This window comes from Neobacillus oceani (assembly GCF_046237595.1).
GTDB classification, from domain to species: Bacteria; Bacillota; Bacilli; order Bacillales; family Cytobacillaceae; genus Bacillus_D; species Bacillus_D oceani.
The window spans coordinates 1,664,361-1,679,427 of record NZ_CP143543.1; the positions used below are offsets into that span (position 1 = coordinate 1,664,361).

Annotated in this window: 15 protein-coding genes; 12 read left to right on the top strand and 3 right to left on the bottom strand. The window is 46.9% G+C overall.

The genetic code is table 11. The annotated features are described in order from the left end of the window. The first annotated feature begins 1 nt into the window (after position 1). The 9 genes from V1499_RS08290 to V1499_RS08330 all read left to right on the top strand — a co-directional run bounded on the left by V1499_RS08290 (position 2) and on the right by V1499_RS08330 (position 7,413). The gene (locus tag V1499_RS08290) at positions 2-1,210 is read left to right on the top strand and encodes a 2,3-diketo-5-methylthiopentyl-1-phosphate enolase (RefSeq protein ID WP_409275347.1); all 1,209 of its coding nucleotides are present in this window, start codon (positions 2-4) and stop codon (positions 1,208-1,210) included. Then, positions 1,207-1,881, top strand: coding sequence for a 2-hydroxy-3-keto-5-methylthiopentenyl-1-phosphate phosphatase (locus tag V1499_RS08295; protein ID WP_409275349.1), 675 nt, complete (start codon positions 1,207-1,209; stop codon positions 1,879-1,881). The genes V1499_RS08290 and V1499_RS08295 overlap by 4 nt, the downstream gene beginning before the upstream one ends. Beyond that, positions 1,875-2,504 carry a methylthioribulose 1-phosphate dehydratase gene (locus V1499_RS08300; protein WP_409275351.1) on the top strand — a complete coding sequence of 210 codons (630 nt, stop codon included), beginning with the start codon at positions 1,875-1,877 and terminating at the stop codon, positions 2,502-2,504. The genes V1499_RS08295 and V1499_RS08300 overlap by 7 nt, the downstream gene beginning before the upstream one ends. 91 nt (positions 2,505-2,595) lie before the next feature. After that, positions 2,596-3,120, top strand: coding sequence for a 1,2-dihydroxy-3-keto-5-methylthiopentene dioxygenase (locus V1499_RS08305; protein ID WP_409275353.1), 525 nt, complete (start codon positions 2,596-2,598; stop codon positions 3,118-3,120). A gap of 233 nt (positions 3,121-3,353) precedes the next feature. Further along, a complete protein-coding gene (locus V1499_RS08310) occupies positions 3,354-3,614 on the top strand; it encodes a Spo0E family sporulation regulatory protein-aspartic acid phosphatase (protein ID WP_409276260.1) in 261 nt (86 codons plus the stop codon). Between the two features lie 338 nt (positions 3,615-3,952). After that, positions 3,953-4,777, top strand: a complete 825-nt coding sequence (locus V1499_RS08315) for an electron transfer flavoprotein subunit beta/FixA family protein (RefSeq protein WP_409275355.1) — start codon at positions 3,953-3,955, stop codon at positions 4,775-4,777. A 32-nt stretch (positions 4,778-4,809) separates the two neighbouring features. After that, complete coding sequence (locus tag V1499_RS08320) at positions 4,810-5,841, top strand: electron transfer flavoprotein subunit alpha/FixB family protein (RefSeq protein ID WP_409275356.1); 1,032 nt, start codon at positions 4,810-4,812, stop codon at positions 5,839-5,841. Then, positions 5,834-7,129: an FAD-dependent oxidoreductase gene (locus V1499_RS08325; protein ID WP_409275358.1), complete on the top strand. Its 1,296-nt coding sequence runs from the start codon at positions 5,834-5,836 to the stop codon at positions 7,127-7,129. The genes V1499_RS08320 and V1499_RS08325 overlap by 8 nt, the downstream gene beginning before the upstream one ends. Beyond that, positions 7,129-7,413 carry a ferredoxin family protein gene (locus tag V1499_RS08330; protein ID WP_115450877.1) on the top strand — a complete coding sequence of 95 codons (285 nt, stop codon included), beginning with the start codon at positions 7,129-7,131 and terminating at the stop codon, positions 7,411-7,413. Before V1499_RS08325 ends, V1499_RS08330 begins: the two co-directional genes overlap by 1 nt. 182 nt (positions 7,414-7,595) lie before the next feature. Here the strand turns inward: V1499_RS08330 and V1499_RS08335 are convergent, their stop codons facing one another. Beyond that, complete coding sequence (locus tag V1499_RS08335) at positions 7,596-7,937, bottom strand: hypothetical protein (protein WP_409275360.1); 342 nt, start codon at positions 7,935-7,937, stop codon at positions 7,596-7,598. 205 nt (positions 7,938-8,142) lie between these two features. On the opposite strand from V1499_RS08335, the gene V1499_RS08340 reads away from it, so the two are divergent. Further along, positions 8,143-8,670 carry a hemerythrin domain-containing protein gene (locus V1499_RS08340; protein WP_409275361.1) on the top strand — a complete coding sequence of 176 codons (528 nt, stop codon included), beginning with the start codon at positions 8,143-8,145 and terminating at the stop codon, positions 8,668-8,670. A gap of 64 nt (positions 8,671-8,734) precedes the next feature. On the opposite strand, the gene V1499_RS08345 is transcribed toward V1499_RS08340, so the two are convergent. Next, complete coding sequence (locus tag V1499_RS08345; RefSeq protein WP_409275363.1) at positions 8,735-9,964, bottom strand: MFS transporter; 1,230 nt, start codon at positions 9,962-9,964, stop codon at positions 8,735-8,737. A gap of 198 nt (positions 9,965-10,162) precedes the next feature. On the opposite strand from V1499_RS08345, the gene V1499_RS08350 reads away from it, so the two are divergent. Beyond that, positions 10,163-10,603 carry a MarR family winged helix-turn-helix transcriptional regulator gene (locus tag V1499_RS08350; protein ID WP_409275364.1) on the top strand — a complete coding sequence of 147 codons (441 nt, stop codon included), beginning with the start codon at positions 10,163-10,165 and terminating at the stop codon, positions 10,601-10,603. A 363-nt stretch (positions 10,604-10,966) separates the two neighbouring features. Next, positions 10,967-12,661 carry a M3 family oligoendopeptidase gene (locus tag V1499_RS08355; protein ID WP_409275366.1) on the top strand — a complete coding sequence of 565 codons (1,695 nt, stop codon included), beginning with the start codon at positions 10,967-10,969 and terminating at the stop codon, positions 12,659-12,661. Positions 12,662-12,739: 78 nt separating this feature from the next. On the opposite strand, the gene V1499_RS08360 is transcribed toward V1499_RS08355, so the two are convergent. Beyond that, the gene (locus tag V1499_RS08360; protein ID WP_409275368.1) at positions 12,740-14,899 is read right to left on the bottom strand and encodes an AAA family ATPase; all 2,160 of its coding nucleotides are present in this window, start codon (positions 14,897-14,899) and stop codon (positions 12,740-12,742) included. Positions 14,900-15,067 lie beyond the last annotated feature (168 nt).

The window sequence follows — 15,067 nt, forward strand, 5'->3', positions numbered from 1 at the left end:
CATGAGTGAATTGGTAGCGACATATCATGTCCGGGATGAAAAGAATCCTGAGAAAAAAGCGGAGGAAATAGCCCTGGGCCTGACGGTCGGTTCATGGACCAGCCTTCCCGCCCTTGAAAAGGAGCAGCTAAAGAAACACAAAGGAAGGGTCGTATCGGCTGAACAAATCAGCGAAAACATCGCTGAAATTTCCATCGCTTATCCCGCAGCCAACTTTTCCGCAGACCTTCCCGCCATTTTAACTACCGTCTTTGGGAAATTGTCCCTTGATGGGAAAATCCGGCTTCTTGACCTTGAATTCAGTGAGAACCTAAAAAGCTTTTTCCCAGGTCCGCGCTTTGGGACTGAGGGTCTAAGGGAAAAGCTTAACGTCCACCGCCGCCCCCTTTTGATGAGCATCTTTAAAGGGGTCATTGGGAAGGACCTTGATTTCCTTTCAAGCCAATTAAAGGAGCAGGCATTGGGTGGGATTGACATCGTCAAGGATGACGAAATTCTTTTTGAAAACCCACAGACTCCATCAGATAAAAGGATTCAGGTAGGGCGCCGCATTCTGGATGAAGTGTTTTCCGAAACAGGGCACAGGACACTCTACGCTGTAAACCTGACGGGAAGGACTTCGGAACTAAGGGAAAAGGCAAAAAGGTTTGCGGAAGCAGGTGCGGATACCCTCCTGGTCAATGTTTTTTCCTATGGGCTCGATGTCTTGCAGGAACTAAGGGAGGACGATAGCATTTCCCTCCCCATCATGGCGCATCCGGCATTCAGCGGGGCAATCGCTTCCTCGTCTGTATATGGTGTTTCCCACTCCCTCCTTTTAGGAAAATTGCAAAGGTATGCCGGCGCGGACCTCGTATTATTCCCATCACCGTACGGCTCGGTGGCACTTGAAAGGGAAAACGCGCTCGGGATTGCAAAGGAGCTGACGAAGGACGAGCCGTACAAAAAGGCATTCCCGGTACCATCGGCAGGAATCCACCCTGGCCTTGTACCTTTGCTTATTTCCGATTTCGGAATTGATTCGGTGATCAATGCGGGCGGTGGAGTCCATGGACATCCGGGAGGCGCGGCGGCTGGAGGGAAGGCATTCCGCCAGGCGATGGAAGCGGCTCTGGCTGGCCACAGCTTGTCCAGCGCGGCAACATACCAACCTGAACTTTTTGCAGCGTTGGAATTATGGGGTTCTCCTAAAGAGGAGGCCGTGAAATGAAAAAACCTGTGATTTACTGTGACTTTGACGGGACGATTACCGAAAAGGATAACATCATTTCAATCATGAAGGCCTTCGCTCCCCCTGGATGGGAACGGATTAAGGATCGGATTCTTTCAGGAGAAATCTCCATTAGGAAAGGGGTTGGGGAACTATTTTCTCTGCTCCCATCGAAACAAAAAAACAAGATCGCCGAATTTGCAGTTGAACAGGCAAAAATCAGGAAAGGCTTCGGGGAGTTTGTCTCTTTTACAAGAGAAGAAGGGATCCCTTTATATATCGTAAGCGGCGGCATCGATTTCTTTGTTCTTCCAGTCCTTTCCGAATACGGGCCTTTTGACGGCATTTTCTGCAACGGCGCGGACTTTGGTGGAGAAACAATCCGCATCCTTTGGCCCAATAGCTGTGATGAATTCTGCGGAAATGACTGCGGCTGCTGTAAGCCAAGTGTCGTTAGGAGGCTTGGCCACGGGGATGATTATTTTAAAATTGTAATCGGCGATTCGGTAACCGACCTTGAAGCGGCAAAACAGGCCGATTTCGTACTGGCCCGGGATTTACTTTTGGAAAAGTGTGAAGAATGGGGTCTTTCCCACTCACCATTTGAAAACTTCCTTGATTGCATTGAAACAATTATAAAAAGGACAGGGGTGAAGGAGCAGGCATGCTGAATGAAAAGTGGAATGAGCTTGCAGATGTGAAGGATGAACTTTCCGGACGTGATTGGTTTATGGGTACGAGCGGCAACCTTGCGATAAAGGTAAGCGACAGGCCGCTCCAATTCCTTGTTACAGCGAGCGGGAAGGACAAACGGAAGAGGACGGATGAAGACTTTTTGCTGGTCGATGAGTATGGCAGGCCGGTGGGAGAAACCCATTTGAAGCCTTCAGCGGAAACGCTCCTCCACGTTGAAATATACAGAAGGACGAATGCGGGCTGCAGCCTCCATGTCCATACCATTGACAACAATGTCATATCCGAAATTTACGGGGACCGCGGGGAAGTGTCGTTCCAGGGGCAGGAGATTATCAAGGCATTTGATAAATGGGATGAGGATGCGGTTTTAAAAATCCCGATTATCCGGAATTATGCCCATATCCCGACTTTGGCAAAGGAATTTGCACAGCGTGTCCATGGAGACACGGGAGCCGTACTGATTCGAAATCATGGAATCACGGTTTGGGGAAGGAGTGCTTTCGAGGCGAAGAAGCTATTGGAGGCATCCGAATTTTTATTCAAATATGAGCTCCGCCTTCTCGAGCACAAACCAATCCAATTGTTCAGGGTTGTGTGAAAATTATAGGAAAAGAAGCCTCCTGGCTGATTGGAGCGGAAATCAGCCGGTGGAAAAACCTGGCCAAAAGATAAGGAAAGAGGTATAGAAAATGGCGTGGATTAAATTTCAAACGAGCGGTGAAGAGTTACGTAGGCATGAGGAAGTCGCGGCTTTCCTTGAATCGCAGGAGGTCATTTATGAGAACTGGAATGTCGGCAAGCTGCCTGAAAACCTAAAGGAAAACTATGCTCTTTCCGATGGGGACAAGGACGAGATTCTAAAGGCATTCGAGAATGAAATCAAGGAAATTTCCGCAAGAAGGGGCTATAAGGCGCAGGATGTAATATCACTGTCCGAGTCGACCCCGAATCTGGATGCACTCCTTGAAAATTTCAAGAGGGAACATCATCATACTGACGATGAAGTCCGGTTCATTGTAAGCGGACACGGGGTCTTTGTGATTCAGGGGAAAAATGGTGAATTCTTTGAAGTCAATCTTGACCCGGGCGACCTAATTTCAGTCCCGGAGAATGTCCGCCACTATTTTACACTTCAGGACGACAGGAAGGTTGTAGCAATCAGGATTTTTGTTACCTCTGAAGGTTGGGTTCCAATTTACGAAAATGCTATATAAAAATATTCAAGAGAGCCGGCCCCAAGTTATCCGGCTCTTTACTTTTTTTAGAAAAAAAAGAATCCCGCCATGTCGAATAACGATGAAATATAAGATGTTTTGACCTGTTTTGCGAATCTATTTACATTTATGCCAAAGGCTGGCATAATGCAACAAGCGCCTCTATTTACAATACTGGGGCCAATCTCTATTGTAAAATAATGGATTTAGCTGGAGGCAAGATAAAGGTGCTTATGAATAGCTTTGACCTATTAAATCTTCTGGACGAGATTAAGAGGAAACAAAAAGTGATGATCGATTCGGCTAACGAAAATGGTTTAACCAATGAAAGAACGATTCAGTACAGCCAGGAACTGGATGAGTTAATTGTTGCCTATCAAAAGGCGAGGCAACCTTGCTGGCAGCCAGAAAACGGTTCCGCCATGTTCCATACTAACTGGCATAACGGGCGAACAATTAACCGGGAAAGACTTGCGGTCACGTCAGCAATTTAAAACATTTTTGAAGGAATGCGTAACGGCATTCTTTTTTTTGTCGAAAAAGTTCTTCGTTTTTCCTAAATTTTATATAAAAATCCATAAGATGTGATTTATATCATTGTCTATATCTGAATATTTTTTATAGTAGTATTAGCAGCGTGTTAATAACCGCCTCAACTGTTTTTCTTATTTCGGGCTGCCGACAAACAGGCCGGGACGGTTCATCATGTGTTCCAACAGGTTTTTATTGGTACTATGCTTGTCTTACGAATCATATATCGTAATACAAAAGCATTAAATGAATTAATAAGGGAAGCGCTTACACAAATTTTTTGCAGAGGGGAAGGTAGTACATGCATATTGTTGTTTGTGTCAAACAGGTACCGGATACAAAAATCATCAAAATCAATCCAAAAACAAATACGCTTGACAGGCGGAGCGCGCCAGCCATCCTGAATCCATATGACGCCCATGCCGTCCAGGAAGCTGTAAAGATCAGGAAGATTACGGGAGGAACGATATCGGTCCTTTCGATGGGCCCGCCCCAGGCAACCGCAGTCATAAAGCGAAGTGTCGAAATCGGTGCCGACAGGGGTTACCTCATTTCCGACCGTGCGTTTGCCGGTGCGGATACTCTTGCAACAAGCTATGCCTTGTCAAAAGCATTGGAAAAAATCAGCAAGGAACTGCCAATTGACATGGTGATTTGCGGAAAGCATGCAATCGATGGGGATACAGGGCAGGTCGGCCCCGGAATTGCAAGGAGGCTCGATATCCCGCCTATAACCAATGTGATTGAAGTAGCTGAAGTGAATCTGAAAGAAAAGTCAGTCTTGATTAAACGGAAGCAAACAAATGGCTATGAACTTATCCAATCCCAGTTGCCTTGTCTGTTGACAGTAGAAAAGGAAATAAATGAAATTGAATACTCGCCTCTCCCGAATATGATCAAGGCGGCCAGGTACGAGCCTGTCATCTGGGCAGTGAGTGATTTCGAAAATGTTGACCGAACCCAGCTTGGGCTCAAGGGGTCCCCGACCATCGTAGGCAAAATGTTTTCCCCTCCAAAGCCCGAAGGTGGAAAAAGGCTCGAAGGAAGCGCGGATGAGCAGGTAAAGGAGCTAATCAGCCTCCTGATGGACAAAAAAGAGCTTTTGACGCCTAATTCGGCAAATTGATTAAACCAGCATAAGGGGATAGGAGGATTCTGATGAATATAGAAGACTACAAAGGAGTTTGGGTTTTTATAGAAGAAACGGATGGCGAAATTGAAGGAGTTTCGCTTGAACTGCTCGGCGCTGGCAGAAAGCTTGCCGATAAGCTTGAGGTTCCGCTTGCAGGTGTGCTGATGGGGCATGGCATAAAGGCGCTCGCATCAAAGGTGATTGCATATGGGGCTGATGAAGTGTATGTAATCGACCACCCGGTCATGAAGAACTACAGGACAGAGTCGTTCATGAAGGGCGTCATTATGCTTGCAGAAAAGTATAAACCAGAAATTTTCCTTTATGGCGCGACACCGAACGGAAAGGATCTCGCAAGCGCAGTTGCGACTGATTTGAACACCGGTTTGACCGCGGATACGACGATGCTTGATATTGACCTCGATAATCGCCTTTTTGAAGCCAGCAGGCCGGCGTTCGGAGGAAATATCATGGCTACCATCCTTTGCAAAAAGCACAGGCCGCAAATGGCGACTGTGAGGCCGAAAGTTATGAAAGCGCTTGAACCGGATACCTCGCGTACCGGACGGATCATTGAAGAGAGCATTGCCCTTTCGGAAGATGACATGCGTACAAAAGTGCTTAAAATTGTGAAAGACATAACAAATAAAGCAAACCTTTCTGATGCCCATGTGATTGTGTGCGGCGGTAAAGGTATGGGGGATTTGCAAAACTTCCAAATGCTCTACGATCTTGCCGATGCAATCGGCGCGACTGTTGGCGGGACGAGGGATGTTGTAGAGGCCGGCTGGTTGCCACACCATCTCCAAATTGGCCAGACAGGGGAAACGGTTACGCCAAAAATCTACTTTGCCATTGCCTTATCCGGAGCGATCCAGCATGTGGTCGGCATGAAGAACTCAGAAATCATCATTGCAATCAACAAAGATCCAAATGCGCCGATTTTTGATGTAGCCACCTACGGTATTGTAGGGGATGCGCTGGAAATCGTCCCGAAACTGACAGAACAATTCAAGCAGATGCGGAACGAAAAGGGCGGTGAAATCAGTTATGCCTGAAAAATTTGATGTAATCGTAGTTGGTGCCGGCCCGGCAGGTACAGCATGCGCCCTTGTGTGCGCGAAGAACGGATTGAACGTGCTGCTGATTGAAAGAGGGGAATACCCAGGCAGCAAAAACGTAATGGGCGGCGTCCTTTACAGGAAGCAGACGGAGGAATTAATTCCAGAATTTTGGAAAGAAGCCCCTCTTGAGCGTCCGGTCGTCGAGCAGCGTTTTTGGATGATGGATAAGGAATCAGTCGTTTCCTTCGGATATAAAGGTATGGAGTGGGCAAGTGAGCCATTCAACAATTTTACCGTCCTCAGGGCTCAATTTGACCAGTGGTTTGCACAGAAGGCCGTCGAGCAAGGGGCGCTTCTGATCAACGAAACGGTAGTGACGGAGTGCATTGTCGAGAACGGGAAGGTTATTGGGGTCCGTACTGACAGGCCTGATGGCGATGTGTACGCGGATGTTGTTGTACTCGCCGATGGGGTAAACTCGTTGCTTGGAAAACAGCTTGGCTTCCATAAAGAGTTTCGTCCAGATGAAGTTGCCCTTACTGTCATGGAAGTTATTAATCTTCCAAAGGAGAAAATCAACGACAGGTTCAATCTTGAAGGCAACCACGGATGTACAATTGAAATATTCGGGGATTCCACAAAAGGGAACCTTGGAACGGCTTTTCTATATACTAATAAAGAAAGCCTTAATATTGGAGTAGGTACAACGTTGTCGAGCATGATTAAAGCGAAGCTGAAGCCATATGACCTGCTCGACTATCTGAAGACTCATCCAATGGTACGCCCGATGCTTGAAGGCGGGGAATCAGCTGAATATTTGGCCCACCTAATTCCGGAGGGTGGATTCAGGTCAGTGCCAAAGGTTGCCGGGAATGGGGTCGTGGTCGTTGGGGATGCGGCGCAGCTTGTCAATGCGATTCACCGAGAAGGATCGAACATGGCCATGTATTCTGGAAAGCTTGCCGCCGAGGCGATCATCGAGGCGAAAGCCCGAAACAATTTCAGTGAAGCGAGCCTGAACAGTTACCGTGAAGCGCTATACGGAAGCTTTATCATGAAAGACCTTGAAAAGTACAAAGATGCAGCCCATACATTCGAAAAGTATCCACAGTACTTCAAGGAATATGTACCGATGATGAACCAGGCGATGAGCAAATTCTTCACGGTTGACGGAACACCTAAACGCGACAAACAGAAGGAAATCATGAAGAGTATTACAAGTGAACGCGGCACGCTCAAGGTGCTGCAGGATGTCTATCGCGCATGGAAGGCGGTGAAATAATGTCAACCAAAACTCTGGAAGAAAAACAGTATCTCCTTCGTTTCAGGTGTGACACAAAGTCCCATTTAACCGTTCTTGATCACGACATTTGCGCGACAAAGTGCCCTGATAAACTTTGCACTGTTTTCTGCCCAGCCGAAGTTTACAAATGGGAAGGAAAGCGGATGCAGGTAGGTTTTGAGGGTTGCCATGAGTGCGGCAGCTGCAGGATAGGCTGTCCATACCAGAATATTAAATGGGAATATCCAAAGGGTGGCCATGGAATCGTCTTCCGGCTTGCTTAAGATAGAATCGAATGTAAAAAGCTGTCTGCATCCAAGTGCAGGCAGCTTTTTTATGGACCCTGGATGTAACCTTTGAAAATCATTCTTAGGGGAATGGAGAATAAACACTATTTACATGCTATGTACGGGATTTCACAAAAGAAGGCAAAAAAGATGAAGCTAAAAAGAGGAAGATATGAAGATTAGCTGATTTTTTTATCTGAACCCATTGTGCAAAGTACATCATTTTTTCCGAATGATTCAAATTCCTGCGCAAGCTCAATAGCGGAGTCGATCGACTCCAATAACGTGGAGGCGTAATATGGTTTATCCCAGCTGAATGTACCATCGGGGTCTGATGTATAAACGAGTACCTTCCAATTGCAGCATCCGGCGGGCAACCCCTCATGATCACCTTGTAGCGCAATCAACCAATGGGTGGCGCCTGTATCCGCAAAGGGGGATTCCTTTAACAATACAGTGTCGTTGCTCCCGATTGGCATGATGATTTTTGGGTAAAAGTCTCTATAATATGGGAAATTCAAGTTTTGTCCCTCCTTTTTTGGTTCTAACTAAATTATATGAAATCCCTGAAGGTGAATGCCAGTGCAAATGTTAAAATTTTTCGAAACTTGAAAGCGTATCCACGTGCTTTTGACAAATTCATGTCTTGTGATGGCAATCACAACTTTTCTCATGAAAACGTCCTATAATGTTCTCAAATAACAATCTATCGAGAGGGGAATATAAATGAGCGGTTGCATGATTGCATTTGGTGGAGCGGGAGAGGTTGAGCTATGTCCAGGCCTGAAACAATTAAAGGAGGAACATCCTCCACTCCTTTCCCAATTGGATGGCCTGCTTGAAGAAGTACGGAAAATTGAAAAAGGGGAGAATGTTAGAGAAACTTTCTCCAGGCTGACAGAAAGGACTAATAAATTCATTGCCGATTTAGGGCCCCATTCTGACCGGGAGGAAGGCGTCCTGTTTGACATGATGGGCCAATATATTGGCCGCACATCAGGTCCGATTGCTGTAATGGAGTACGAACATGACCGGGCAAAAACACTTATTGGCACTTACGTGGAAAGAACCGCGAAAGAGGGGGCGGAGTTTTCCGCGGATGAAATCCGGGAGCTTGCTTCCCATATCAAAGAAGCATACTATACATTGACCGAGCATTTCGCTAAAGAAGAGAATGTCCTTTTCCCGATGGCGCAACGGATGTTATCAGACGATGAGAAAGCGGAGCTATACCAGAGAATCAACGAAATATAAAAATAGTAACTATTAACCAAATAGATAGCAGCAGCCAACCTTAAGTAGGTTGGCTGCCGCTTTTCTATACTTGCCATTGCTCGAGTTTTTTATCAGAAGGTAGGAGAAGCGCGGAGATGCCCAGTAATGGAAGGAAGCCGACTCCGATAATCATTTGCTTCAGTCCTGCCAGGTCGGCGAAATAGCCAAGCCCAACGGAACCGATTGCACCCATGCCAAATGCTAGGCCCACAGTTAACCCGGACATAAGCCCGATTTTCCCTGGCACGAGCTCCTGGGCATATACAACGGTAACGGAGAAACTTGTCATCAAAATGAATCCGTTCAGTATCAGGCAAACAAGTGCGGCGGCGGAAGGCAAAAATGGAATGATCGCCGAAAAAGGCACCGCGAACAGCATCGATGCAGAGATGACATTCTTCTTGCCGAACCGGTCTGCCAGCGGCCCGCCAAAAAATGTACCTGCAGCACCGGAGACCAGGAACGCAAAAAGAAGGAATTGCGACTGCTTGATCGTAAACGAATATTCATTGATTGCAAAAAAAGCGTAAAAGTTCGTTATTCCGGAAATATACCAGGAACGTGCGAAGATCAGGAGCAGGATTAACGCCAGCGCTGGCAGGACGCCTGTTTGAAGCCCCTTCTTCGCGGCATTGTTACCGATTTTCTTTACCTCTGCCTTCCTTGTGGCAGAAAGCTTTTCGGTGTACCAGCGGGCGATATACATCAATAGGGCGACCGCTATGCCAGCGACTGCTGCAAATAGGGCTGCACCCTTCTGCCCGAATGGAACAAGGATTAAAGCCGTGATAAGCGGCGCGAGAGCCTGGCCTGAATTGCCTCCAACCTGGTATATGGATTGTGCCAGCCCCCTTCTTGGACCAGCCGCAAGATAGGCGACACGCGAACCCTCAGGGTGAAAAATAGCCGAACCAATGCCGATAAAAATCACCGATAGGATGATAAACGCGAAATTCGGCGCAAAAGCGAGGCCGAGAATACCCGCCATCGAACAGGCAAGCCCAGCAGGCAAAGCATAGGGCATCGGTTTTTTATCAGTCATAAGCCCTACGGCAGGCTGCATGACGGACGAAACCATATTCAAAGCGAAGGCAATCATGCCCAGCTGGGTGAAGCTAAGCCCCAGGGTTTTGCCGATAATCGGAAACATTGCGGGTACGACTGACTGAAGCGAATCATTCAATAAATGGCATAGGGCTATGATAAAAAGAATTTTATAGGTGGTAGCCTGGCCGGATTCGGCAGGTTTTTGGACTAATGCTGCCTGGTTCATATACAATACTCCCTTAAGTTTGTACCCCCTATATTACAGCATTTGGTCATCATTAAAAATAAAAAAGAACCGTTTTCCAATTGTATTAATGCATGGAAGTTATTGTAAACGGGCTCATTGACACTGTCCAAAAAGTTTATTATAATTATCTTGAATTCAAGGTGATTATAATCGCCATAATAAAAGGATTTGATCATATTGGAAAGAGAGTCAATTTCACAATCACTTAAGCTTTACATTGTCTTATCCAGGGCCTATAAGGCGATCAACGAGCAGGTCAATAAATTTATTCAGGAAAACGGCCTAAACCCAACCGAGTTTGCCGTTCTTGAGCTCCTTTATCATAAAGGCGACCAGCCCCTACAGCAAATCGGCGGAAAAATCCTGATCGCGAGTGGGAGCATCACCTATGTTGTCGATAAACTTGAGCAAAAAGGGCTTATTGCAAGGGTGGCTTGTCCAAGTGACCGGCGAGTAACCTATGCTAGAATTACCGATAAAGGAAAGTCGTTTATTGAAGAGGTTTTTCCAGAGCATGAACGGAATATCCATGAGCTCATGTCACGCCTAACTGAACAGGAAAGGGAAGAGGCAATCTCCCTTTTGAAGAAACTGGGCCTGCCATCCGGGAAGTTTTAAGGGCTGGGCCCAAGAAAAACGGCATATTTCTTGCCGTTTTTTTGTTGTCTAGGAAATTTTAAGTTGGAACCTTGTGGATAACTCGAAATATGTTATTGTAATCCAGCTCCAGCGCCTAGCCCCTCGAGGTCATAAGCCGGTTCCCTCCGGAGGGCAGGCCCGTCCTGCGGGCCCCGTCTTATGCTTGTCGGGGCTGACCAAGGCGCTTGCGCATTTTGTTCTGTCCTCCGGGATCTTCATAATTTTGGTGACCCCCCTATGGGCGTGGTCCAATTTTTTTGGGATTTTTCACAAATTAGAGGAATCCAAGTTTCGGATGTCGAAATGAACTATGTGAAATTAAAAAGAGAGAAGGGGTTCCAGGTGAAATTTCAGGATTATACATACGTAAGGCCGGACATGGAGGATATTAAAAAGCAGTTCGAAGCTGCGCTCGAGGAATTCAACGCCGCGGGCAGTACATCCGAGCAGGAAAAGGTGATTGAAAAAATCAATGCGCAAAGGAATCATATCGGGACAATGATCTCGCTTGCTTCTGTCCGCCATACAATTAACACGGAGGATGAGTTTTACAAGGCGGAGCAGGATTATATTGACGAGATTGGCCCTGAGCTTGAAGGGCTTGTCACAAGGTATTATGAAGCCCTAACGAATTCGAAATTCCGCGCGGAACTTGAGCAAAAGTGGGGACGCCAGTTGTTCGCGCTGGCAGAAGGACAGCTGAAAACCTTTAAACCGGAAATCGTGCCGCTGCTTCAAAAAGAGAATCGGCTGACGACTGAATATACGAAGCTGGTTGCTTCCGCAAAAATTGAGTTTGAAGGGGAAGAACGTACCCTTGCGCAGCTTGATGCATTCATCCAATCTGTTGACCGTGACACAAGGAAACGGGCCAGCGAAGCGAAATTTGGCTTTTTCAGCGCAAATGAAGAGGCGTTTGACAGGATTTATGACGACCTAGTCAAGGTTAGGACAGAAATCGCCCGCGCGCTTGGCTATAAAAACTTCGTTGAACTTGGCTATTACAGGATGCATCGCACTGACTACAATGCGGAAATGGTCGCCGGTTTCAGGAAGCAGGTCGAAGAGTTTATCGTGCCGATTGCCACGAGGATTAAAAAACGCCAGCAGGAGCGGATTGGCGTAGAGAAGCTCTTCTATTATGATGAAGGATTCAGCTTCACTTCAGGGAATCCAACGCCGAAGGGCAGCCCTGAGTGGATTATTGAGAATGGGCAGAAAATGTACGATGAGCTTTCCCCTGAAACGGGTGAGTTTTTCCGGTTCATGCAGGAAAATGGCCTTATGGACCTTGTTGCGAAAAAGGGAAAAGCGTCCGGGGGCTATTGCACATATATCGAGGACTACCAGGCACCTTTTATCTTCTCAAATTTCAACGGAACATCAGGCGATATTGACGTGTTGACACATGAAGCTGGCCACGCGTTCCAAGTGTATTCAAGCCGCCATTTCGATGTGCCTGAATACTACTGGCCAACATATGAGGCGTGCGAAATCCATTCAATGAGCATGGAATTCTTCACCTGGCCATGGATGGAGCTGTTCTTCAAGGAAGACACGGATAAGTACAGGTTCCAGCACCTTAGCGATTCGCTGCTGTTCCTCCCATATGGCGTTTCCGTTGATGAGTTCCAGCATTGGGTGTACGAAAACTCGGAAGCGACGCCTGGGGAAAGAAAGGCGAAATGGCGGGAAATTGAAAGGAAATACCAGCCGCACAAGGATTACGAAAACAATGATTACCTGTCGAGAGGCGGATTCTGGCAGCGCCAGGGCCATATATACGGTTCACCGTTTTATTATATCGACTATACTCTGGCGCAAATTTGCGCGTTCCAGTTTTGGAAAAAGTCCAGGGAAGACCGCGAATTGGCCTGGAAGGATTATGCACGCCTTTGCACACTGGGCGGAAGCCAATCATTTACCGGTCTAGTCAAGGAGGCCGGCTTGATTTCTCCATTCGAGGAAGGCTGTGTCGAATCCGTTGTCGGCGTAATTGAGGACTACCTGAATTCCATCGAGGATAAAAAACTTTAATCGATGCAAAAAAGCCCGGTCCAGAAACCAATGTCTGGACCGGGCTTCATTTTTATCGTAAAGGTTTAGCGTTTAGCTTTATTGGCGAACAGTTGATTGCGGACGGACCAAAATCTGTCCTTCTTCCAATACGGCTTCAATCTCTTCAACATCCGAATTGTCAAGAATCAGGTCGGCGATTTGATCTTCAAGCTGTTCCTGGATAACGCGGCGGAGCGGACGAGCGCCGAAAGCCGGATGGTAACCAAGTTCGGCCAGTTTGTCCATTGCCTCATTGTTGACAGTAAGGCTAAGCCCTTGCTCGGACAGGTTGTCCTGAAGCTCCTTTACCATCAATTCAACAATTTGGAGAAGGTCTTCTTTCTTAAGGCTGCTAAATTCAATAATGCTGTCAAACCTGTTCAGGAATTCCGGCTTGAAGAAGCTTCCGAGTGATTCAAGCAGGCCGCTCTCAGAAGTAGATCCACTGTTTCCGAAGCCTACATGGATTGGCTTAACGCCGACCCCGGCGTTCGTTGTCATAATGATGACAGTGTCCTTAAAGCTTACTGTCCGCCCCTGGCTGTCCGTCAGGCGCCCGTCCTCCATGATTTGGAGGAACATATGCTGGACATCCGGATGGGCCTTTTCAATCTCATCCAGAAGCAGGATGCTGTAAGGATTCCGGCGGACTTTTTCGGTAAGCTGTCCGGCTTCCTCATGGCCGACATAGCCTGGAGGGGAACCAATCAGTTTGGAAACACTGTGTTTTTCCATGAACTCGCTCATATCAAGCCTGATCATGGCATCCTTTGAACCGAAAAGTTCTTCGGCAAGCCTTTTTGTAAGTTCAGTTTTACCGACGCCTGTAGGGCCGGCAAACAAGAATGAGCCGATAGGGCGCTGCTTTGCTTTAAGTCCAGCGCGGCTCCGCCGGATGGCTTTCGCCACTTTGCGGACAGCTTCCTCTTGGCCGATGACCTTGCCATTCAGCGACTCTTCAAGATTTTTCAGTTTTTGCTGTTCATCTTCCTGTAGTTTGCCGACTGGAATGCCGGTTTTCTTCTCAATAATTTCCTGGATGTGTTTTGCTTCCACGACCGGGCGGTTTGATGGCCCTGTATTTTCAAGCCTTTTTTCAAGTTCCGCTTCTTCATCACGCAGTTCCGCGGCTTTTTCATAATTTTCCTCTTTTAGCGCAGCTTCTTTAGCAGAAGCAATCGCCTTCAATCTTTCCTCAATGCCTTCTTTCGAGGAAACCGCAACGGAAGACAGGTTCAGTTTTGAGCCGGCTTCGTCGAGTAAGTCAATGGCCTTATCCGGGAGGAAACGGTCCTGGATATAGCGGTGTGATAATTGGACACACGCCTCAATTGCCTCGTTTGAATATGTCACTTCATGGAAGTCTTCATACCTTGATTGAATTCCTTTTAAGATTCCAATTGCGGCATTGACAGAAGGCTCATGGACATGGATTGGCTGGAACCTACGTTCAAGTGCCGCATCCTTTTCAATTTGGCGGTATTCCTTCAGGGTTGTTGCGCCGATCACCTGAAGCTCGCCGCGAGCCAGCGCCGGTTTGAGGATGTTGCTTGCATCTAAGGACCCCTCTGCAGACCCGGCTCCGACTAATAGATGGATTTCATCGATAAATAGGATGATGTTTTTCTTGGATTGTAGCTCGGAAATCATTTGCTTCATCCGTTCTTCAAACTGGCCCCTAATTCCTGTGTTGGCAACCAGGGACGCTACATCAAGCAGATAAAGTTCCTTGTTCAAGAGCTTGGTTGGTACCTTTCCTTCTGTTATTTTCAAGGCAAGGCCTTCTGCGATTGCCGTTTTACCAACCCCTGGTTCCCCAATGAGGACTGGGTTGTTCTTGCTCCTTCGGTTTAATATTTCAATAACCCGTTCAACTTCTTCATCACGTCCGATAACGGGATCGATTAGGCCCGCTTTGGCCAATTGGGTAAGATTTCTTCCATATTGATCAAAAAATCCGTTGCCCCCACTTTTTTTAGGCTGTTCCTTTATAGTTTCATCCATTTGGCCTGGGTAGCCCATTCCGCCGAATGGCTGCTCGTTAAATTGGTTGAAAAATGAAGATGGAAATCCGGCAGATGGCCCGAATGAGCCGGCAATTGCCTGGCGTTCTTTGCTAAAGCAATCCTGGCAAAGCAATAAATCTTTCTTTCTGCCATTCACCATAAATTTAAATTGTACATTTGCTTGTGATTGGTTGCATAGTTGGCAAAGCATAAATCTGCCTCCTTTTTAATAATATAGCAGAGGGTCTATTTTGTCTTTGACTTTATTTGACCTTTCTGATAATTAGTATACTCTGACCTTCTTTGACTTTCAATGGTTTTGCTTATGTAATTTTTACCAGAAGGGCTGTTTTCTAGTGGCCGGAATTTGATGGCATTG

Coding starts and splice junctions, on each gene's coding strand:
- V1499_RS08290 (WP_409275347.1), top strand. CDS start 2: ATGAGTGAATTGGTAGCGACATATCATGTCCGGGATGAAAAGAATCCT.
- V1499_RS08295 (WP_409275349.1), top strand. CDS start 1,207: ATGAAAAAACCTGTGATTTACTGTGACTTTGACGGGACGATTACCGAA.
- V1499_RS08300 (WP_409275351.1), top strand. CDS start 1,875: ATGCTGAATGAAAAGTGGAATGAGCTTGCAGATGTGAAGGATGAACTT.
- V1499_RS08305 (WP_409275353.1), top strand. CDS start 2,596: ATGGCGTGGATTAAATTTCAAACGAGCGGTGAAGAGTTACGTAGGCAT.
- V1499_RS08310 (WP_409276260.1), top strand. CDS start 3,354: ATGAATAGCTTTGACCTATTAAATCTTCTGGACGAGATTAAGAGGAAA.
- V1499_RS08315 (WP_409275355.1), top strand. CDS start 3,953: ATGCATATTGTTGTTTGTGTCAAACAGGTACCGGATACAAAAATCATC.
- V1499_RS08320 (WP_409275356.1), top strand. CDS start 4,810: ATGAATATAGAAGACTACAAAGGAGTTTGGGTTTTTATAGAAGAAACG.
- V1499_RS08325 (WP_409275358.1), top strand. CDS start 5,834: ATGCCTGAAAAATTTGATGTAATCGTAGTTGGTGCCGGCCCGGCAGGT.
- V1499_RS08330 (WP_115450877.1), top strand. CDS start 7,129: ATGTCAACCAAAACTCTGGAAGAAAAACAGTATCTCCTTCGTTTCAGG.
- V1499_RS08340 (WP_409275361.1), top strand. CDS start 8,143: ATGAGCGGTTGCATGATTGCATTTGGTGGAGCGGGAGAGGTTGAGCTA.
- V1499_RS08345 (WP_409275363.1), bottom strand. CDS start 9,964: ATGAACCAGGCAGCATTAGTCCAAAAACCTGCCGAATCCGGCCAGGCT.
- V1499_RS08360 (WP_409275368.1), bottom strand. CDS start 14,899: ATGCTTTGCCAACTATGCAACCAATCACAAGCAAATGTACAATTTAAA.